Here is a 17,063-nt window from a genome sequence, read left to right as displayed (position 1 = left end):
GAATTCAAGGCTGGCCTAGATTAGCCAATTTCGTGAATTTTGCCTTCTGAGGAGATCAAATAAGCCTTATTGGGCTTGTCTCCTCGAATCCGACTGAGCTCGGCTTGGTAGTTTTGAAGTTGCTTGAGATATTTTTCGTATTTCTCACTGTCAACTTCTGGAATGGTGAGCTTGTAATCGATGATAGCAATATGGTCATCTAACTCGACCAAACGATCCATACGATAGCTCTTGCCTTCTTTGCTCGCGATATCCAATTCATTCCATGCAGCTATCCACTGACCAGAAGTGAGATACGGCTTAAGTTCTGGAGACTCTAAAACCTTTTTAGTGCGCTCCAGCAATTTCTGAGCATGCGCTTGATCGATAGCCAGCCAATTTATGAGCTCTTGTTCGCTTGGCATCGCAGGTTTAATTTGATCACTAGAGTCTGGCGTAAGGAGTTCAAGCAATTTATGAAAGTGCGTCCCCTCTTCCAAAATCTCTGGATCAGGCTCAGTCGATTGATCATCCTCACCTACAAAAACTTCTACAGTGACACCACCCTCGATATCGCGCAGTAATTGCGTGTGACTTTCTTGTGCGGGGCTCCACTCCAATACGAAATCTTCAACAGCGCCTTCTGGGGCAATTTTGGACTTAACCTTCGAATCCTTGGCCTTATTAACCAACTCTTGTGTAACTTGATAGATTGGCAGTCCAGCGGCATGAGCTTTGCCGTACCAAGAGGTTTTATCTAAACCATCAGGATGATTCTTGGTGGGCTTCTGAGCATCACCGCTGATCCACAAGCCTTGACGAGCACGGGTCATAGCTACGTAGAGCAAATTCCAGTTTTCGTTTTCACCAATGCGCTTTTCTTCCTTATTGATATCAACTCGTGGACTCGTTAATGTTTTGGAGGTGAACAGAGAAAGGTGTGATGGACTCTCTTCTTCAGGTGACCAATCAATTAAGACGCCACTGTAATCAATATTGGTATCAGTATTGTTAGCGTCTAACATAATGACAAACGGCGACTCTAATCCTTTTGCTCCGTGAATCGTCATCAGACGTACGCGCTTGTGACGATCCTCCTCTGACATCTCGCTCTCTTCATCGATGTCAACAAGACTGTCATCACTGGCAGCATCCACATCGCCCTCATCAGGCGTCTCATCATCATCGCCGCGACGCTTGATATTAATTTCTTGAATAAAACGACTTAAGCTTGGATATTGACCACCATCTTGATTGAGCGCCACTTCTAAAAATGCATCCAAGTTCGCCAATACTTGTGGACGATCAATATCTTGGTAAACGGCAGCGTATTTAAGACGAACATCACCCTCCTGATAGATACGATCTAATAAATCGTGAACTGGTAGCCGCTCACCCAAGAGGTGCCAGTGCTTGAGATATCGTGCGGCTACTTGCGTATTAGCATCTTGACTATCTTGTAAGGCATCCCACCAGGAGCGATATTGCCCAGATGTCATTGCAATAGCCAAGCGCTGCATCTGTTTTTCAGAAAAACCAAAGATTGGACTTCGCAAAACCTGTGCCAGAGGTAAATCATGGCGCGGCGTTACCAGTGCTGTTAGTAGAGCAATCAGGTCATCAATCTCGAGGGTGTTCAATAAACCGCCTAAGCGTGAACTCTCATATGCAAGGTCTGCCTCACGTAGTGCCCTCTCATACTGAGGTAAAAATTTTCGGCGTTTTACTAACAACAAGAAATCGCTTGCTCTCGCCTCGCGCCAAATCTCCTTGCCACCCTCTTTATCCGCTACTTTTCGTGTAGCAATCATTTCTTTAATGAGGCGAGCTACCAATTCACCCTCTTGCTGGCGCTGTAATGCAGCAACCGTCTCACTTGAGTCTGCAATGGCTTTATCAAAAGCACTGCCCTGCCTAACTTTCTCTAGTTTTTCTGCATACGGTATGAGAGGTAGCAAATAAATCTCTCCCTCTTTGGCATAAGCCTCTGCAGGGATCTGATCCAGAGGGCTTGTCCATAGTGTTTCTTGCTCGGTATAGGGATATTCTGGGGGTATCTGCTCGCCCCTAAAGATCTTATTAACGGCTGTATTAATTTGCTTAGCATTACGGCGCGTTTTATCTTGCTCAATGTATGCGGCACCCAAATTCTGATGCAGAAACTGTCTTGCACTCACAAATAATCTAGGGTCAGCGCGCCGGAAGCGATAAATTGATTGCTTAGGGTCACCCACAATAAATACTTTAGGCTTCTCATCGCCATCGCTATAGCCTGCTAACCATGCACGCAATATCTGCCATTGCAATGGATTGGTATCTTGAAACTCATCAACGAGGATTTGCTTGTACTTTGCATCTAAACGAGATTGGAGATAAGCCGCATTCGCAGAATCGCCCATGAGCATACTGACACCTATTTCCAAATCATCAAAGTCACGCACGCGCATATTTTCTTTTGCAGCATTAGCATGCGCCATCATGGATTGATTCAAAGCAAACCAAGCTTCGTTGATTGCGAAGGCGTCTTGCTCGGCCTGCCACTGGAGATAGTCCTCAAAAGCATGACCCCAAGCCTGTTTGATGGCTATGCACTCTGCAATACGATCTGCCTTACCTGCATTTGTTAAAAAAGTTTGTAATGCAGATAAAGCGCTATCGTTACCAGCTCGATACTTCACAGGGTCTTTCGTTAGAAAGACATTTTGCAAAGTGACAGCAATATCCATCACATCGCCATCACGTTTCTTACATGCAATAGCTGGCAATAAGTGTGGCACCAACTTTTGATCATTTGCACTGCTATTACTCAAGGACCATTCTAAAAACTCTAGATCAGCCAATGCATTCGGTGCATTCCACTGCGCCAATAATGGATTGGGTAAATTAAGCTTATGTAATGTTTGCTTTAATCGCTCAATTGGGCTCTTGCCGGATTGCTTACAATCTTTGGCAAAGAAAGTCCACGCGCCTCTTTGCTTAAACAGACTACCTCTACCCATCAACAGTTTTTGGGTTTCGTGTGAGCCAAGATGCTTTAGCAAGACGTCGTAATGAGCCTTAAGCTCTGGAGTGAGATCGCCCCACCAGTCATCGAGACACTCTTCTTGAAGGCGCTTAGAATCTTCACGTAGCTTAAATCCAGGCTGAATACCCAGAGATACTGGGGCGGCGCCCAATAATCTGCCAAACCAACCATGAAAAGTATCAATCACGATTGGCTGCGGATTTGCTAGCACCTGCTCATAAAGGGCTCTAGCTTTTGGTAATGATTTCTCAGCTTGCTCTGGGCCCATACCCCTAGAAGTAAGCTCTTTCATTAAAGCTACATCATCACTTTTAGAGAATTGTTCTAACAATCCATACAAACGATCACGCATCTCTTGCGCCGCTTTTCGCGTAAATGTCAGCGCAAGAATTTCCTGTGGCTTTACATCATCTAGCAAGAGTCGCACCATGCGCGCGACTAATAACCAAGTCTTACCACTACCCGCACAGGCAGAAACAATCACTGAGCGCTGTGGATCACATGCAAGCTTTTCTGAATAGGGCTGCTTTTCTGGAGGCAGGTTTAGCTGATCACTCACCAAACACCCTTTCTGCAGATGCCACGTGCCTCACAATATTGACATACACCCTCAGGCGCAAATGCCTGCATAGGTTTCTTGGCCCAGAGTTGTTCAACATCTTTTGTAATTTGCAAAGAAAATGCTTGCATCATGGCAGGCATATCTACAACCTCTTGAGCGCGCAATGCCTTTTGCTCACTTTTAGAAAGATCGGCTTTCAGGGCCACCCATTCAGCCTGCTGAACCTGGTGTCCAGTAAGTTTATGGTTTTCTGCATCTTCATTTGCAGCGCGGGCGTAGATTAATAACTGCGGATCATCCATCAGATGTTCTGCGCGCTCTTTCACTCGCTCAAAACGTTGATTTTTGTAATCGATTACTGAAGCTAGCTTGCTGTCATTTAAGTTAACGTCATAGCGATCTGCAAAGCCTTCAATACGAATCGTCTTAGGATTACCATCAGAGTCCTCAAATGGCAAATCAAATCCGACCTTCACTTCGCCATCAAAATATTCCCAGCCAGCTTGCTCACGTTGTAATTGCCAATCTACAAAACTAGGGATTTGTTTTTGCCAATCTCTTAGCGTACCCATGACTCTGGCATCACCCTCAATCAAAGAAGCGAACTCTTGCTCTGAATGGATGGACAGACTTTTTTCCATCCAAGCGCGTCTTTGCTCTTGATCTGTTTTGATAGCAGGATTGGTATGCTCCTGTGTTTTAAGTGCCTGATAAAAACGCTTGAGCAGTTTGTGTAATGTCTGTCCTGCCAATGAAGCATCAAAACCTTCATCAAAGCCTTTGTTCTTACGTAAACCTAATAAGCTACGAACGTAATAACGATATGGGCAATCCCGCAAAGCCTTATAAGCGCTAGGGCTCATCGATAGCGGCATTGGCAGCGCTTCTTCGAAGTTTGCCACTGACATATCCAATGGGGTTGCTTTAAATGTGCGTTTTTTCAATTGGGTTGGGGTCGCTTCCCACCCAATTTGGTTTTGTAAACGCTGAATCCAGGCAGATGGTCTTAGTGGCTCTCCGTTATTACTCTTGCTTTGCCACAGAAGGTCCACGTTAGGGCAAGACACTAGCAATTGAGAAAGATCTCTCGCCTGCTGGACAAACTGCATCGCAATCGTAGAGGTCTTTAATAGTTGATTGAGCGCATCCGAGAAAAATAATGGTGGCTCTGAATATGCGGGTAGCTGCTGCTCATCACAACCCACTACGACCACCGCCTCAAAATCACGAAGACGAGTCGAACTCAACGGCAAAATACTCAGCGTTGCTTTTGCCTCCTTACCCGCCTCTTGATAGCTAGCACTCTCAATAACGGTTTTGAGCAAGCTGAGCCATTCACTTAAACGAATTGGCGTCTCTTGATATTCAGACTTGCTTAAGTCGAATGCTTTGAGCACCTCCAATAACTGCTTACCAGCCGAGTCTTGATTGAGGGACTGAGTCATGCCGACAGCCTCAAGATTAGCCTGCAGCAGCGTGTAAGCCTTATTGCAATCGACCTTGAGAGTTAACCACTCGTGGTGACGCTCTCTTACAAACTGCAAGATTTCGAGCAAGGCGGCACTTGGTAAGCGGGAAGAAGTTTTAGCCGCATTCTCCTGTGCGCCCTCTATAGCTAAATAGAAAGTTTTCCAGCCAGATTCTGCTTTACTAGCCACCAGGATATCTTCGAGCTCCGCAATCAAGCCAGTACAAGATTCTGGATCGCGATTGAGAATTTTTCCGAGATCTAAAAATGGGTTTTGCAAAAACTCAAGCAACGCTTTTGCACTTGGCCCATCCTTAGGTGCTCTGATTAATTCTAGCCAACTATTCAATGCCGCTGCAGCACGCGTAGTAGACAATTTCCAACCGGTCTCATCACGAATATTGAGAGCAGGCCCTAATCTTGCGAGTAAGGCGCGCGCCCTTCTCGCTACCAAGCGATCTTGAGCAACCAGTGCTAACTTAGTCTTGCCATCAATCAGATGCTGCTCAATAGTCTTAGCCGCTGCCCATGCCAATTCTTCGAAGCGCTTGGCCGAAATCAAACGCCACTCTTTACTTCGTGCACTTTTGGCATTCATAAGTGCTTTTGCTTGAGCATCTTCTGTGCCTATAGCTTCCGCCCAAAGGCCTACATTGCACCAATCCATCTTGGCCTCAATCACAGGAACATACTGTACGCATGCATTTAGTAAATTGCTAATGATCTCTTGATCAATTGGGGTTGGGTCAGCCGTCTCTACCCAAATGAGTGGTCTTGCTTGATTTACAGCTTGCGCAGCAACCTCAAGATGCGCAGCCATTGCAAACTGATTACGAAATACTGGATCACTAAGACTAGCGGTATATCGCCAGAAGGTCAGCAAAACTTTGGTTTCTTGATCTACAACCTTGCGCGCCATACCTGAATAGACTTTAGCTACAGTTGCATCTAATAATCCTTGTACTTGAGCAAGAGATGTCTCGCCGATATTGCTCTGCTTGGCGTGCCCCTCCTTCATCAATGCGTGAATCTGTTTTTGCAATTGAGGGCTGATTGCTTTGGATAAGGTATCGCATGCTTGCACAATTGCTTGCGCTAATCCCCAAGCACCATTTTCACTTTCTGCTTTAAACCATGCTTGCAAATCTTTGTGATTGCGCAAAGTGGAATAGACACCCAACCATCTCTCAAGGTCTGTTTGTTTCTTAGGAAACTTCCATGCACCTGGCGCCGCTTCTAACCAGTCAGTAAAACTAATGACTTGCGGTAAGAATGCAATCTGGGGATCAAGGTTTGAGGGACGATACTTTTCGAGTGCAGCCCTTACCCCAATCAGAGGGCCTGCAGTACTGAGCACTACTAGAGGGCGTTGTTTAGTTTGTAGCGCACAATCCCATATGCCTTTGGCCAACTGCTCAAGCGCGCCAGCATCAGGCGTAATTGCCCAAGACTGCACTTGCTTTTGGTTAGAAATGGCGGGAAATGGGGAAGACATTAATTGAGTATTTATCTATTTTGAGCAGAATGTTTCGCTTATTGCTAATATAAGCGCTGTAACGCCATAACTAAATAAACTAATTACGCCCAAATAAGGAATTTTCATGAGTGCCGGCATTAAATATGTAACTGACGCCTCTTTCGAACAAGACGTCCTCAAGTCCGATAAACCTGTTCTGCTCGACTTCTGGGCTGAGTGGTGTGGTCCTTGCAAAATGATTGGTCCAATCCTAGAAGAGCTCTCAGGCGAGTATGGCGACAAGCTGCAAATTGCAAAAATGAACGTAGATGAGAACCAAGGCGTGCCCGCCCAGTTCAATATCCGTGGCATTCCAACCTTGATCCTATTCAAAAATGGCACTGTAGCTGCTCAAAAAGTAGGCGCTTTGGCAAAATCTCAGTTGACTGCATTTATTGATAGTCATCTGTAAATCATCCCAGACCACAGGTTCATCAGTTGAGCCTGTGGTTTTTACGTGTTTCTAGTTCTTGTCAGACCCATTTTTTAGTGTAGTATTGCATTTAACAGTATTTCAGCGCCTCTAAGAATGTTTTAAAGAACGCGCCCTTTCCAGCAATTTACCTCCCCCTCTTTTAGCAAATTTCCAAAATTCTGTTTTTCCATATCTGCGTGATCTCAATCAGCGCGGCGATACCCCAAAACACATTTCCCTTATTCATTCTTATCAACACCCGAGAACCACATGCAATTAACTGAACTCAAAGGCCTCCACGTATCCGCTCTGCTCGAAATGGCAGCTGGCTTGGAGATTGAAAACACCCAACGGATGCGCAAACAAGAATTGATGTTTGCGATTCTGAAGAAACGCGCTAAAGCAGGTGAAACCGTTTTCGGTGACGGCACTTTGGAAGTGTTGCCTGATGGCTTTGGTTTCTTGCGCTCCCCTGAAGCTTCTTACATGGCTTCACCGGACGATATTTATATTTCTCCTGCACAGATTCGCCGCTTTAACCTGCACACTGGTGACAGCGTAGAAGGTGAAGTTCGCACCCCTAAAGATGGTGAGCGTTACTTTGCCTTGGTTAAGGTCGACAAGATCAATGGTTTGGCTCCTGAAGCCCTCAAGAACCGCATCATGTTTGAAAACTTAACGCCTTTGCACCCAAACCGTGTGATCGGTTTAGAGCGCGATATCAAGGCCGAAGAGAACCTGACTGGCCGCATTATCGATATGATCTCCCCGATTGGTTACGGCCAGCGTGGCTTGATCGTAGCCTCACCAAAATCCGGTAAGACTGTGATGATGCAGCACATCGCTCATGCGATTTCTGCAAACAATCCAGATGCGATTTTGATTGTCTTGCTCGTTGATGAGCGTCCCGAGGAAGTAACTGAGATGCAACGCTCCGTTCGCGGTGAAGTGGTTGCCTCTACCTTTGATGAACCTGCAGTGCGTCACGTACAAGTTGCCGAGATGGTGATTGAAAAAGCAAAACGTTTGGTAGAAATGGGTAAAGATGTCATCATCTTGCTTGACTCAATTACCCGTTTGGCACGCGCGTACAACACCGTCGTTCCTTCTTCAGGTAAGGTGCTTTCTGGCGGTGTGGATGCAAACGCATTGCAACGTCCAAAACGTTTCTTTGGTGCGGCACGTAACATTGAAGAAGGCGGCTCATTGACCATCATCGCTACAGCCCTGATTGAAACGGGTAGCCGTATGGATGACCTCATCTATGAGGAATTCAAAGGTACCGGCAATATGGAAGTTCACCTTGAGCGTCGCTTGGCTGAGCGTCGTGTTTACCCATCGATCAACCTCAATAAGTCTGGCACCCGCCGTGAGGAACTCTTGGTTAAACCTGAGAACCTCCAAAAGATCTGGGTATTGCGCAAATTGTTGGCCGATATGGACGATATCGAGGCGATGAACTTCATCGTTGATAAGCTTAAATCGACCAAAAACAACGGTGAATTCTTCGACCTGATGCGGCGCGGAGGCTAATTTAGGGGTTTAGAGGGCTGTTTTAGCCCTTTTTGGACCCCGAAAGTGCGCTTTGTTGTTGATTTCATGGCATAATTTCGCTTTTGCTACTTCTGTAGCTGCTTTTAACTTGGGAAAGTATTTAGGTTAAGAAGTTCTCAATAACTTGAACGGCTACCCGCTAATAGGACTCAAAATGAAACCTGGCATTCACCCCGAATATCGTGAAATCGTCTTTGTAGACGTTTCAAACAACTTCAGCTTCAAGACTCGCTCCACAATGTCTACTAAAGAGACTATCAAGTGGGAAGATGGCAAAGAATATCCTTTGGCCAAGATCGAGACTTCATCTGAATCACACCCTTTCTACACTGGCACCCAAAAAATCATGGATACCGCTGGTCGTGTTGAGAAATTCCGTCAGAAATTCGGTACCAAAGCAGTTGCTAAGGCTTCCGGTGATGGCGCTGCTAAAACAGCTGAGAAGAAAGCTGCTGCTGCAGAAGCTAAAGCTGCTGAAAAGCCAGCTAAGAAGAAGGCTTAATACACCTCATATTCGCAGGGTATGGCAATGCCCTTCTCTGCGAGATAATCAAGGCAGCGTTTGCTGCCTTTTTTATTGCTTGTTTTGCTTAAATAGAGTTCATGGTCAAATTAACCGCTGCTGCTACTAAATCAATTCCGCGCATCATTATTTTTGCGCTGACTTTAGTTTATGGTTTTGCAGGTCTCTTCTTTCGTGATCCTTGGAAGAATGAGGATGCTATTGGCTTTGGAGGCATGTGGACTTTGTTCCGCGGCAACTCTATCGATTGGCTGGTTCCTCACTTAGCGGGGCGCGACCTCTCATTAGGCACGCCGCTTCCTTATTGGATGGGCGCTACTCTGATTAAATTGTTTGGGGGCTGGATTGGCGCAGCCAATGCGGCACGTTTATATTCTGCGATTTGTTTCTTTGCTGCTGCATTAGCAATTTGGTACGCAACTTATTTATTGGGTCGTCGTCGTGAAGTGCAACCCATGGCCCTAGCAGTTGGAGGTCAACCTGATCTGAAGAGTTACGGCATGACGCTTGCCGATGGCGCACTATTAATCTTCTTAGCATGCGTTGGTCTTGCTCAGCGCGCCCATGAGACAACGCCCATGATGGCTCAATTAATGGGCATTAGCATTGTGCTCTATGGCACTGTGCGTGGCTTGGATAAACCATGGCAAGGCGGTCTATGGACTGGCCTAGGTATCGCAATTGTGGCGCTCTCTAGCAATCTCACTTTAAGTCTGCTCATTGTTAGCTCCACCATCATTGCCGTCGTTGCTAGCAATGCCAAGTTGCGCTTTCGTTGGACGCTTGCCAGCACCGTTTTAGGTTTAATCGGTTTCGGAATTTGGCCACTGCTTTGGTACATCACAGGTTTGCCAGTGGAGTGGCGTCATATTGCAGAAGAAGGTTGGCGCAATATGCCAGAGATGCGTGCATCACCCTCGATTGAATCGCTCGGTTTCTTGAGTGTGAACTTTTGGGCGTATGCATGGCCAGTATGGCCACTTGCCGCAATCTCCCTAGCGCATTGGGGCAGAGTAAAAGAAGCGGGTTCATCGCGCGCCCCTCACCTTTGCATTCCACTTAGTTTATTTATCGGCAGCTTGATCTATGTTCTGTTTCGTCTTGAGGCAAATGAACATGACCTCATGATTCTGATTCCAAGCCTATCCATCATTGCGGCTTTTAGCTTACCAATTCTTAAGCGCAGCATGATTAGCTTTATCGATTGGTTTGCTATGTTTAGCTTTACGCTAATCGCGCTAGCCATTTGGATTATTTGGTTAGCAAAAGTGACTGGCTACCCAGAATCTACTGCCGCCAATATCTCTCGTCTATTACCAGGCTTTGAGGGTCAATTTAATTGGCTTGCTTTTATCGTTGCTCTTGTAATTACGGGTGTCTGGCTTTCTGTTGTGCGCTGGAGAACCTCTCGCGCCCCTAAAGAAATCTGGCGTTGCTTAATTATTTCAGCATCAGGCACGACCCTGATGTGGGTATTACTCATGACTTTGTGGTTGCCAACCATTAACTACGCTAAAACCTATCGCCCAGTCTCTGCACGCCTTGCACAAGTAGTACCTGTTGATGCTGGCTGTATCAACACTAGCAATATTGGCCTTGCCCAATTGGCATCCTTTGACTACTTCACCAAACTCAATTTACGCGATGATCCAAATTGCCCTTGGATGCTCACGCATAACCAATCTGAAGCGCAGGCTTATGCGCAACTCAACAATAAAAAGCTCCATCTGCTCTGGGAAGATCGTCGCGCTGCTGACCGCGATGAACGTTTGCGTCTCTACGAAGTCATTCCGGAATAAGGCGTGTTGCACTTTAAGCTATCGCGCTTACGCGAGGACATCCCTGCTTTACTGAAATTGGCTGGTCCGCTTCTGATTGGTCAACTAGCGGTCATTGCTTTTGGTGTTTTAGACACCGCCATGACAGCGCGCTATTCTGCCGATGATCTTGCAGCATTAGCAATGGCCTCGGCTATTTTTATTAGTATTTATGTTGGCTTGACTGGCGTAGTCTCTGCGCTTGCTCCAATTGCAGGTCAACTCTTTGGCGCTAAACGCTATAGCGAAATTGGCGAAGAAGTTCGTCAAGCCACTTGGCTAGCTCTAAGCTTGACTGTGCTCGGTTGCTTTATTTTGCTCAATGCAGATCACCTATTGGCAATCTCACAAATTAGTCCCGACATTGAAGGCAAAGCTCGGTTGTATCTGAGCATCTTGGCTTTAGGTTTGCCGGCAAGCATGGGGATGCGCGTCTTAATGGCCTTACATAATGCAGTCTCGCGCCCTGCTGTCATTACTGTAGTGCAATTGATTGGCTTAGCACTCAAGCTGCCCTTAAATCTGCTTTTCATTTATGGCGGCTTAGGTATTGAGGGGATGGGTGGTCCAGGCTGTGCAGTAGCGACCGTCATTATTAACTGGTCTTGGCTGCTAATGACTCTAGGTTTTGTCTTGCTTGATCGCTTCTACCACCCCTTCAAGATATTTGAGCGCTTTAGTCTGCCAGACTGGCATCGCATCTGGACCTTGTTAAAGCTTGGTACACCCATTGGCTTTAGTTATTTGATTGAAGTGACATCGTTTACCTTCATGTCTTTGTTTATTGCCCGCTTAGGCACCACCGCTTTGGCTGGCCATCAAATTGTGGCAAACATGGGTACTGTGATCTATATGGTGCCACTCTCACTCTCAATTGCAACGATGACTATGGTCTCTCAATCCATTGGTGCCAATAAACCTGAGCGCGCTGAAGAGATTGGCTGGTCTTCAGTTTTCTTCACTACTGCTTTGTGCATCACGATTGGTATCGCTGTTTGGGTCTTCCGCTTACAGTTACTCGATCTATATGATCCGCCCGAAGCAGTGAAGGTCTTCTCAGTGCCGCTCTTCTTATTTATCGCTTTCTATCAAGTGTTCGATGCTTTACAGGTAACTGCAGCATTTATTCTGCGTGCGTATCGCATCGCCTTTTGGCCGATGCTAATTTACGCAGGTTCACTCTGGGGTGTTGGTCTTGGCGGCGGTTATTTGATGGGCTTTAATGTATTGGGCAATACACCCAACTTCTTGCAAGGCGCCAATGGCTTTTGGGCAGGCAATAGCATCAGCTTAGGTTTAGCTGCTTGCTTATTACTCTACTTGTTTAGAAGAACGGCGGAGCGCTATGAAAAAACGCATCCGCCAGTAAAGGTGTAAGACAAAAGCGATGCCCTAGCGGTAGCTTGGACTTTGTTGAGTAGGTGCAGCATAACTCGGTACTTGATTGCCCTTGGAGTACATGCACTGTTGATAAGCAATGTTGTATTGCGTTTGTGCTTGATTTTGTTTACCAGCAGAATTCATAGCCCCCATTGCAGCGCCACCCAATAATCCAATGCCTGCGCCAGTACCGACGTTCTGACTATTGCCACCTTGAATCACCGCACCAGCAGCAGCACCTAAAGCAGCGCCAATGGCGGCGCTAGTCGCACCTTCTTTTAATGCAGCATTACTCGTATCCTTAACCGCGTCGGCAGCAAACTGACGGCATACTTGATCTTCTTGCTGAAATACCTCAAATGGTTTTCCCTCGCGCGGCATGATCGCCACTGTAGGACCGGTTGGAGCAGACACACAAGCAGTTAATGAGGTAATAACAGCGGCAGACAACACTGCAATACGAGCAAATCGTTTCATATCAAACCTTTAAATTATTCTGATCAACTTTACTGATTTTCTATCAATATTTAGTTCTGAGGACGTCTTGGTTGAGCACTACTTGTCGGCGGAGTTGCAGGCTGTGTTTGCCAACCAGACGGGCACTCTTGTGCATAAGGAAAATATTTTCCACTCGCTTCACAGTAATACCAAACCGCAGGCTGAGGTTGAGCCGCCAAGACCATGGGTTGAGCTGGCGGCATATAAGCTACAGGTGGAGCATAAACAACGGGAGGTGCATAGTAGCCTGCATAAGGACCGTAATATCCACCACCATAAGCCCAATTATTTCGCCAACCTGGACCCCAGCCACCGTAAGGTCCGTATGCAGCAGGACGCCAACCGCCTCCATAGCCACCCCCGACAGAAACATTCCAGCCCACATTACCGGCTTGGGCAGCCATAGGCGCGACTGCGAGTAAAACCGCAGCAATAATACCTAAGATACTGAATTGATTGATTTGTTTCATGATCGACCCCCTTATTTGCACTGCTTGGTCTTTTATTCTGATCTACTTCTATTCTATTTTTTTCACTTCTTACTATCAATAACGCCTCAAATACACCTAAGCTGACAAGAAAATAGCTTATTTATTAAGCTTGGCCTATTGGTCTAATTTTGCACCCGATTGTTGTACCACCCTACTCCATTTAGCAGACTCATGGGCAATCAATTTTGAGAGATCTTTGGGGCTGCCAGGGGCTGGATCTAGACCGCTAGACAAGAGACGACTTTTCACTTCTGGATCATTTAAGGTTCGACGGGTTAACTGATTGAGGCGTTTTTGAATTGCTGGCGGCAAGTTTGCGGGCGCCATTAAAGAGAACCAAGAAACCGCTTCAAATCCTGGTAAGCCTTGCTCAGCTAAAGTAGGAATTTCTGGGACGGCATGGGAACGCTTTAAGGTGGTAACACCTAAAGCTTGAACCTCTCCTGCCTTAATAAGCGGTAATGAAGAAGAGAGGTTATCGAAAAGCATGGAAATGCGGCCGCTCACTAAATCAGGCAAAGACTGTGCCCGACCTTTATAAGGAATATGCCGAATTTGTACTCCTGCCATTTCCTTCAATAGCTCACCAGACATATGCAAAGAGGTGCCGACACCAGAAGAGCCAAAGGTGAGTTGATTGGGCTTAGCTCTTGCTAGCTCTATCAGCTCATGCACATTGCTAACCCCTAATTGTTTATTCACAATGAGCACATTAGGCGTACTTGCTAAAAAACTAATCGGCGTGAAATCTTTTACAGGGTCAAAAGACATCTTTTCATAAAGAGCCCCATTGATCGCATGAATCCCAACCGTGCCAATGAGTAGCGTATAGCCATCGGCCTCACTCTTGGCGACGATATCGGCACCAATGTTGCCTCCATAGCCAGGGCGATTCTCGACCAGAACAGCAACGCCTAAACTTTTTTGCCAGCTTTCAGCGAGAACGCGCGCCAGAATGTCTGGTGCCCCACCTGGAGTAAATGACACAATGATGCGGATCGGCTGCATAGGCCAAGGAGCTTTTGTATTTTGACTTGTTTGTGCATGAGAAGGGAATGCGCAAATACTGAAGAATAAAAATACGAGTAAGTGAAATAGAGGGCGTTGGGCCACTTTGAGAAATTGCATTATCTTGAGCCCAAATAACTGGGCAAGCTCACTTAAAAACCAAATCGGGATCTTAACCACAGCAAACCGTCATACCTTACTGGATCATCAGCACAAGGTCCAATGCCACACTCTAATAACGTAGAGACGAGATTACCAAATACGATTAGGATAAATAGAATAATTAATGTATTGGCAAACCAAGAGTGTGAACGCACATCACGATTAGGCAGCATCAACAAGATCGAGAAACCAAGCAATAAACCCAGGTAACCAACAAAAGCCCAAGTATAAAAATGTAGCTCTAAGAAGGTTGCACCAAAACCCTTATCGCCCGGCAAAATATGTAAAAACACTTGGCGTAATGACACCATCATGCCGACTAGGCCGCCCATAATGCCCCAACCGTAATAGGCAGAATGCGCACCACAACGAATATTGAGCACTAAAGCAAAACCAATAATGACAAAACCAACACGCTGCATTAAACACAATGGACAAGGCAGCTCACCAAAATACAGTTGGTCAACAAAGGCATATGACAAGGTACCAATGACTGCTAGCAAGGCCAATTGGTTACCAAGCGCCGCTAACGAGGGAAAGGAATGCTTACTCACAAAAAATTAGAAGCTCAGATTAAGGTGAGATGTGGCATGAAAGCGGAACCATGCCATCAGAACGAGTACGGTGGTTGCGAGCATGATCAAACCTGCAAGACGCTTCTCAAACCAGACTAAGACAAGTCCGATAAATGCTGTCAGAAAAGGTAGGAACATATACATAAGTGAATTCTAGCGCAGGATACTGTGGGGTCCCATAAATCAGTAATTCAGAGGCTAGAGCATGGTCTTTGATGGCAAGCTTTGTTTAGAATGCTCACATGACTAAGCTCTCTTCACCACCCTTCCTTGATCTTCAGATTGATGGCTCAATAGCCAGAATTACTTTTAATAATCCAGCGGCTCGCAATGCTATGACATGGCCTATGTATGAAGAGCTCAAAAATATCTGCGACTCTCTAGCGAAAAATGATGCCATTCGGGTTGCCATATTTAGAGGTGCTGGTGATAAAGCATTTGTTTCTGGTAGCGATATTGAGCAATTCGTCAACCTTCAAAAGGATGAGGCTTATGAAGTTGCAGTCGATGAAATCTTTAGCTCACTTCAGCAACTACCTATCCCTACGATTGCTTTAATTGAAGGCTTAGCAGTCGGCAGCGGATTATTGATTGCGACTGCTTGTGACTTTCGGATCTCAACTCCAGAAGCACGTTTTGGCATTCCGGTCGCGCGCACATTGGGCAACTGCTTGTCACCTAGCAATCTTGCCTGGATTAGCGCGCATCTGGGTATTCCAATGGTGAAAAAAATGCTGCTCACTAGCGAACTCATTAAAGCCCCAGAATTACTTGCCACGGGCTATCTTTATGAAACCGTAGAAGCAGAGCAGATTAGCGCTACTGCTGATGCTTTAGCTTATAAGCTAGCAGCACTGGCGCCCATTACCCAAAAGGCCAGCAAACTTACGCTGGCTCGCCTTCTACAGAATAATTTACCTGACTGCACTGATCTCATGCGTGAGACCTATAACAGCCAAGACTTCAAAGAAGGTGTAGAGGCCTTTTTAGAGGGTCGACCACCACAGTGGAAAGGTAAGTAACTAGTTTTTGCTGGGCTGATTTAAGAACTGAACAACGGTAGTGACAAATAGATCCGGTACTTCGACGTGCGGAACATGTCCTACGTTTTCAATGGGTACCAGTTTTGCATTTGGTATGACTGCTTGTGCTTTTTTACCTAACTCAGGAAAGTTACCTAAAGACTTCACCGCTTCTGGTGGCGCAAATCTTCTACCAAATACGGTGCGATCTTTTTGACCAATCACTAGCAATACCGGCATCTTCAATTGCGGCAAATCATTGATGACCGGTTTTTCAGCAATCATTTGATAGGTGAGAACTGAAGTCATTGCATAAGCAGGATAGTCCGATCCTTTTTGAATGCGGACATAAACCTCTACAAACTTTTCATAGGCAGGTTGCCAGTTTGGAAAATAGGTTTGCAGAAAGCGGCGATAGCTCACTTCTGTTTGCGCCATCTCGAGCTTAATCAAGGTATCGTTTTGTTGTGGCGGAATATCTTTGCTGTAATCCTCAAGCCCCAATGGATTCTCAAGCACTAACTTTTGTACTGTCTGCGGATAGAGGCGTGCAAAGCGAATACCCACCATGCCGCCCATCGAGTTTGCAATTACGGCAACCTGATGAATACCCAGTGATTTGAGCAATGCTTTGGTATTAGCAGCCAAATCATCAAAGTGATATGACACATTTGGCTTAGATGACTTACCAAACCCAATTTGGTCTGGCGAAATCACCCGATAACCTGCTTGCGTTAAGCCTGCAATCGTTGGCGCCCAATAATCACTTGAGAAGTTTTTGCCATGAAAGAGTAAGACAACGCCCTTCTGCTTACCTTTTGCTGGCACATCCATATAGACCATGCTTGCAGGCGTACCTTGCAAACTGGTTTTAAATTCTTTGGTCGGATAGGGATAGGGCCAGGTACTAAGACGCAAATCTAAAGGCGCTGCATTGGTGTATAGACTTGCAGGAGCAACACTCGCTGCAGTGTTTACTGATTCATTGCTGGCACATGAGACGAGCAATACAGTGACTGCAGCAGTCACTACAAGCGTTTTCAAAAAATTCATATCGGTTCTTATATA

Annotated in this window: 14 protein-coding genes; 6 read left to right on the top strand and 8 right to left on the bottom strand. The window is 46.0% G+C overall.

The window, feature by feature from the left end:
- Positions 1-20: 20 nt before the first annotated feature.
- Positions 21-3,563: an exodeoxyribonuclease V subunit beta gene (locus ICV38_RS03465; RefSeq protein WP_215382359.1), complete on the bottom strand. Its 3,543-nt coding sequence runs from the start codon at positions 3,561-3,563 to the stop codon at positions 21-23.
- Positions 3,560-6,529, bottom strand: a complete 2,970-nt coding sequence (locus tag ICV38_RS03460; protein ID WP_215382358.1) for a PD-(D/E)XK nuclease family protein — start codon at positions 6,527-6,529, stop codon at positions 3,560-3,562. Before ICV38_RS03460 ends, ICV38_RS03465 begins: the two co-directional genes overlap by 4 nt.
- A gap of 106 nt (positions 6,530-6,635) precedes the next feature.
- On the opposite strand from ICV38_RS03460, the gene trxA reads away from it, so the two are divergent.
- The 5 genes from trxA to ICV38_RS03435 all read left to right on the top strand — a co-directional run bounded on the left by trxA (position 6,636) and on the right by ICV38_RS03435 (position 12,236).
- Positions 6,636-6,962 carry a thioredoxin TrxA gene (trxA, locus tag ICV38_RS03455; protein WP_068948270.1) on the top strand — a complete coding sequence of 109 codons (327 nt, stop codon included), beginning with the start codon at positions 6,636-6,638 and terminating at the stop codon, positions 6,960-6,962.
- Between the two features lie 273 nt (positions 6,963-7,235).
- Positions 7,236-8,498, top strand: a complete 1,263-nt coding sequence (gene rho, locus ICV38_RS03450; protein WP_215382357.1) for a transcription termination factor Rho — start codon at positions 7,236-7,238, stop codon at positions 8,496-8,498.
- A 175-nt stretch (positions 8,499-8,673) separates the two neighbouring features.
- Entirely contained in the window at positions 8,674-9,021 is a 348-nt protein-coding gene (locus tag ICV38_RS03445; RefSeq protein WP_215382356.1) for a type B 50S ribosomal protein L31, read from the top strand.
- A 101-nt stretch (positions 9,022-9,122) separates the two neighbouring features.
- On the top strand, positions 9,123-10,841 hold the full coding sequence (locus ICV38_RS03440) for a glycosyltransferase family 39 protein (RefSeq protein WP_215382355.1): 1,719 nt from the start codon (positions 9,123-9,125) through the stop codon (positions 10,839-10,841).
- Between the two features lie 3 nt (positions 10,842-10,844).
- A complete protein-coding gene (locus tag ICV38_RS03435) occupies positions 10,845-12,236 on the top strand; it encodes an MATE family efflux transporter (RefSeq protein WP_215382354.1) in 1,392 nt (463 codons plus the stop codon).
- A 15-nt stretch (positions 12,237-12,251) separates the two neighbouring features.
- On the opposite strand, the gene ICV38_RS03430 is transcribed toward ICV38_RS03435, so the two are convergent.
- The 5 genes from ICV38_RS03430 to ICV38_RS03410 all read right to left on the bottom strand — a co-directional run bounded on the left by ICV38_RS03430 (position 12,252) and on the right by ICV38_RS03410 (position 15,117).
- The gene (locus tag ICV38_RS03430; RefSeq protein ID WP_215382353.1) at positions 12,252-12,716 is read right to left on the bottom strand and encodes a glycine zipper family protein; all 465 of its coding nucleotides are present in this window, start codon (positions 12,714-12,716) and stop codon (positions 12,252-12,254) included.
- Between the two features lie 50 nt (positions 12,717-12,766).
- On the bottom strand, positions 12,767-13,207 hold the full coding sequence (locus ICV38_RS03425) for a hypothetical protein (RefSeq protein ID WP_215382352.1): 441 nt from the start codon (positions 13,205-13,207) through the stop codon (positions 12,767-12,769).
- A 135-nt stretch (positions 13,208-13,342) separates the two neighbouring features.
- A complete protein-coding gene (locus ICV38_RS03420) occupies positions 13,343-14,356 on the bottom strand; it encodes a tripartite tricarboxylate transporter substrate binding protein (protein WP_251368214.1) in 1,014 nt (337 codons plus the stop codon).
- A 32-nt stretch (positions 14,357-14,388) separates the two neighbouring features.
- A complete protein-coding gene (locus ICV38_RS03415; protein ID WP_215382351.1) occupies positions 14,389-14,952 on the bottom strand; it encodes a disulfide bond formation protein B in 564 nt (187 codons plus the stop codon).
- A 6-nt stretch (positions 14,953-14,958) separates the two neighbouring features.
- Entirely contained in the window at positions 14,959-15,117 is a 159-nt protein-coding gene (locus ICV38_RS03410) for a DUF5993 family protein (protein ID WP_215382350.1), read from the bottom strand.
- 98 nt (positions 15,118-15,215) lie between these two features.
- Here ICV38_RS03410 and ICV38_RS03405 point away from each other — a divergent pair, with 98 nt between their 5' ends.
- A complete protein-coding gene (locus tag ICV38_RS03405) occupies positions 15,216-15,995 on the top strand; it encodes an enoyl-CoA hydratase/isomerase family protein (protein ID WP_215382349.1) in 780 nt (259 codons plus the stop codon).
- Here the strand turns inward: ICV38_RS03405 and ICV38_RS03400 are convergent, their stop codons facing one another.
- Positions 15,996-17,048, bottom strand: a complete 1,053-nt coding sequence (locus tag ICV38_RS03400) for an alpha/beta fold hydrolase (RefSeq protein WP_215382348.1) — start codon at positions 17,046-17,048, stop codon at positions 15,996-15,998.
- Positions 17,049-17,063 lie beyond the last annotated feature (15 nt).

Origin of the sequence: Polynucleobacter sp. MG-6-Vaara-E2 (assembly GCF_018687695.1) — a bacterium.
Taxonomy (GTDB): domain Bacteria; phylum Pseudomonadota; class Gammaproteobacteria; order Burkholderiales; family Burkholderiaceae; genus Polynucleobacter.
This window is presented reverse-complemented; position numbering and strand designations above follow the sequence as displayed.

Coding starts and splice junctions, on each gene's coding strand:
- ICV38_RS03460 (WP_215382358.1), bottom strand. CDS start 6,529: ATGTCTTCCCCATTTCCCGCCATTTCTAACCAAAAGCAAGTGCAGTCT.
- trxA (WP_068948270.1), top strand. CDS start 6,636: ATGAGTGCCGGCATTAAATATGTAACTGACGCCTCTTTCGAACAAGAC.
- rho (WP_215382357.1), top strand. CDS start 7,236: ATGCAATTAACTGAACTCAAAGGCCTCCACGTATCCGCTCTGCTCGAA.
- ICV38_RS03445 (WP_215382356.1), top strand. CDS start 8,674: ATGAAACCTGGCATTCACCCCGAATATCGTGAAATCGTCTTTGTAGAC.
- ICV38_RS03440 (WP_215382355.1), top strand. CDS start 9,123: ATGGTCAAATTAACCGCTGCTGCTACTAAATCAATTCCGCGCATCATT.
- ICV38_RS03430 (WP_215382353.1), bottom strand. CDS start 12,716: ATGAAACGATTTGCTCGTATTGCAGTGTTGTCTGCCGCTGTTATTACC.
- ICV38_RS03425 (WP_215382352.1), bottom strand. CDS start 13,207: ATGAAACAAATCAATCAATTCAGTATCTTAGGTATTATTGCTGCGGTT.
- ICV38_RS03420 (WP_251368214.1), bottom strand. CDS start 14,356: ATGCAATTTCTCAAAGTGGCCCAACGCCCTCTATTTCACTTACTCGTA.
- ICV38_RS03410 (WP_215382350.1), bottom strand. CDS start 15,117: ATGTATATGTTCCTACCTTTTCTGACAGCATTTATCGGACTTGTCTTA.
- ICV38_RS03405 (WP_215382349.1), top strand. CDS start 15,216: ATGACTAAGCTCTCTTCACCACCCTTCCTTGATCTTCAGATTGATGGC.
- ICV38_RS03400 (WP_215382348.1), bottom strand. CDS start 17,048: ATGAATTTTTTGAAAACGCTTGTAGTGACTGCTGCAGTCACTGTATTG.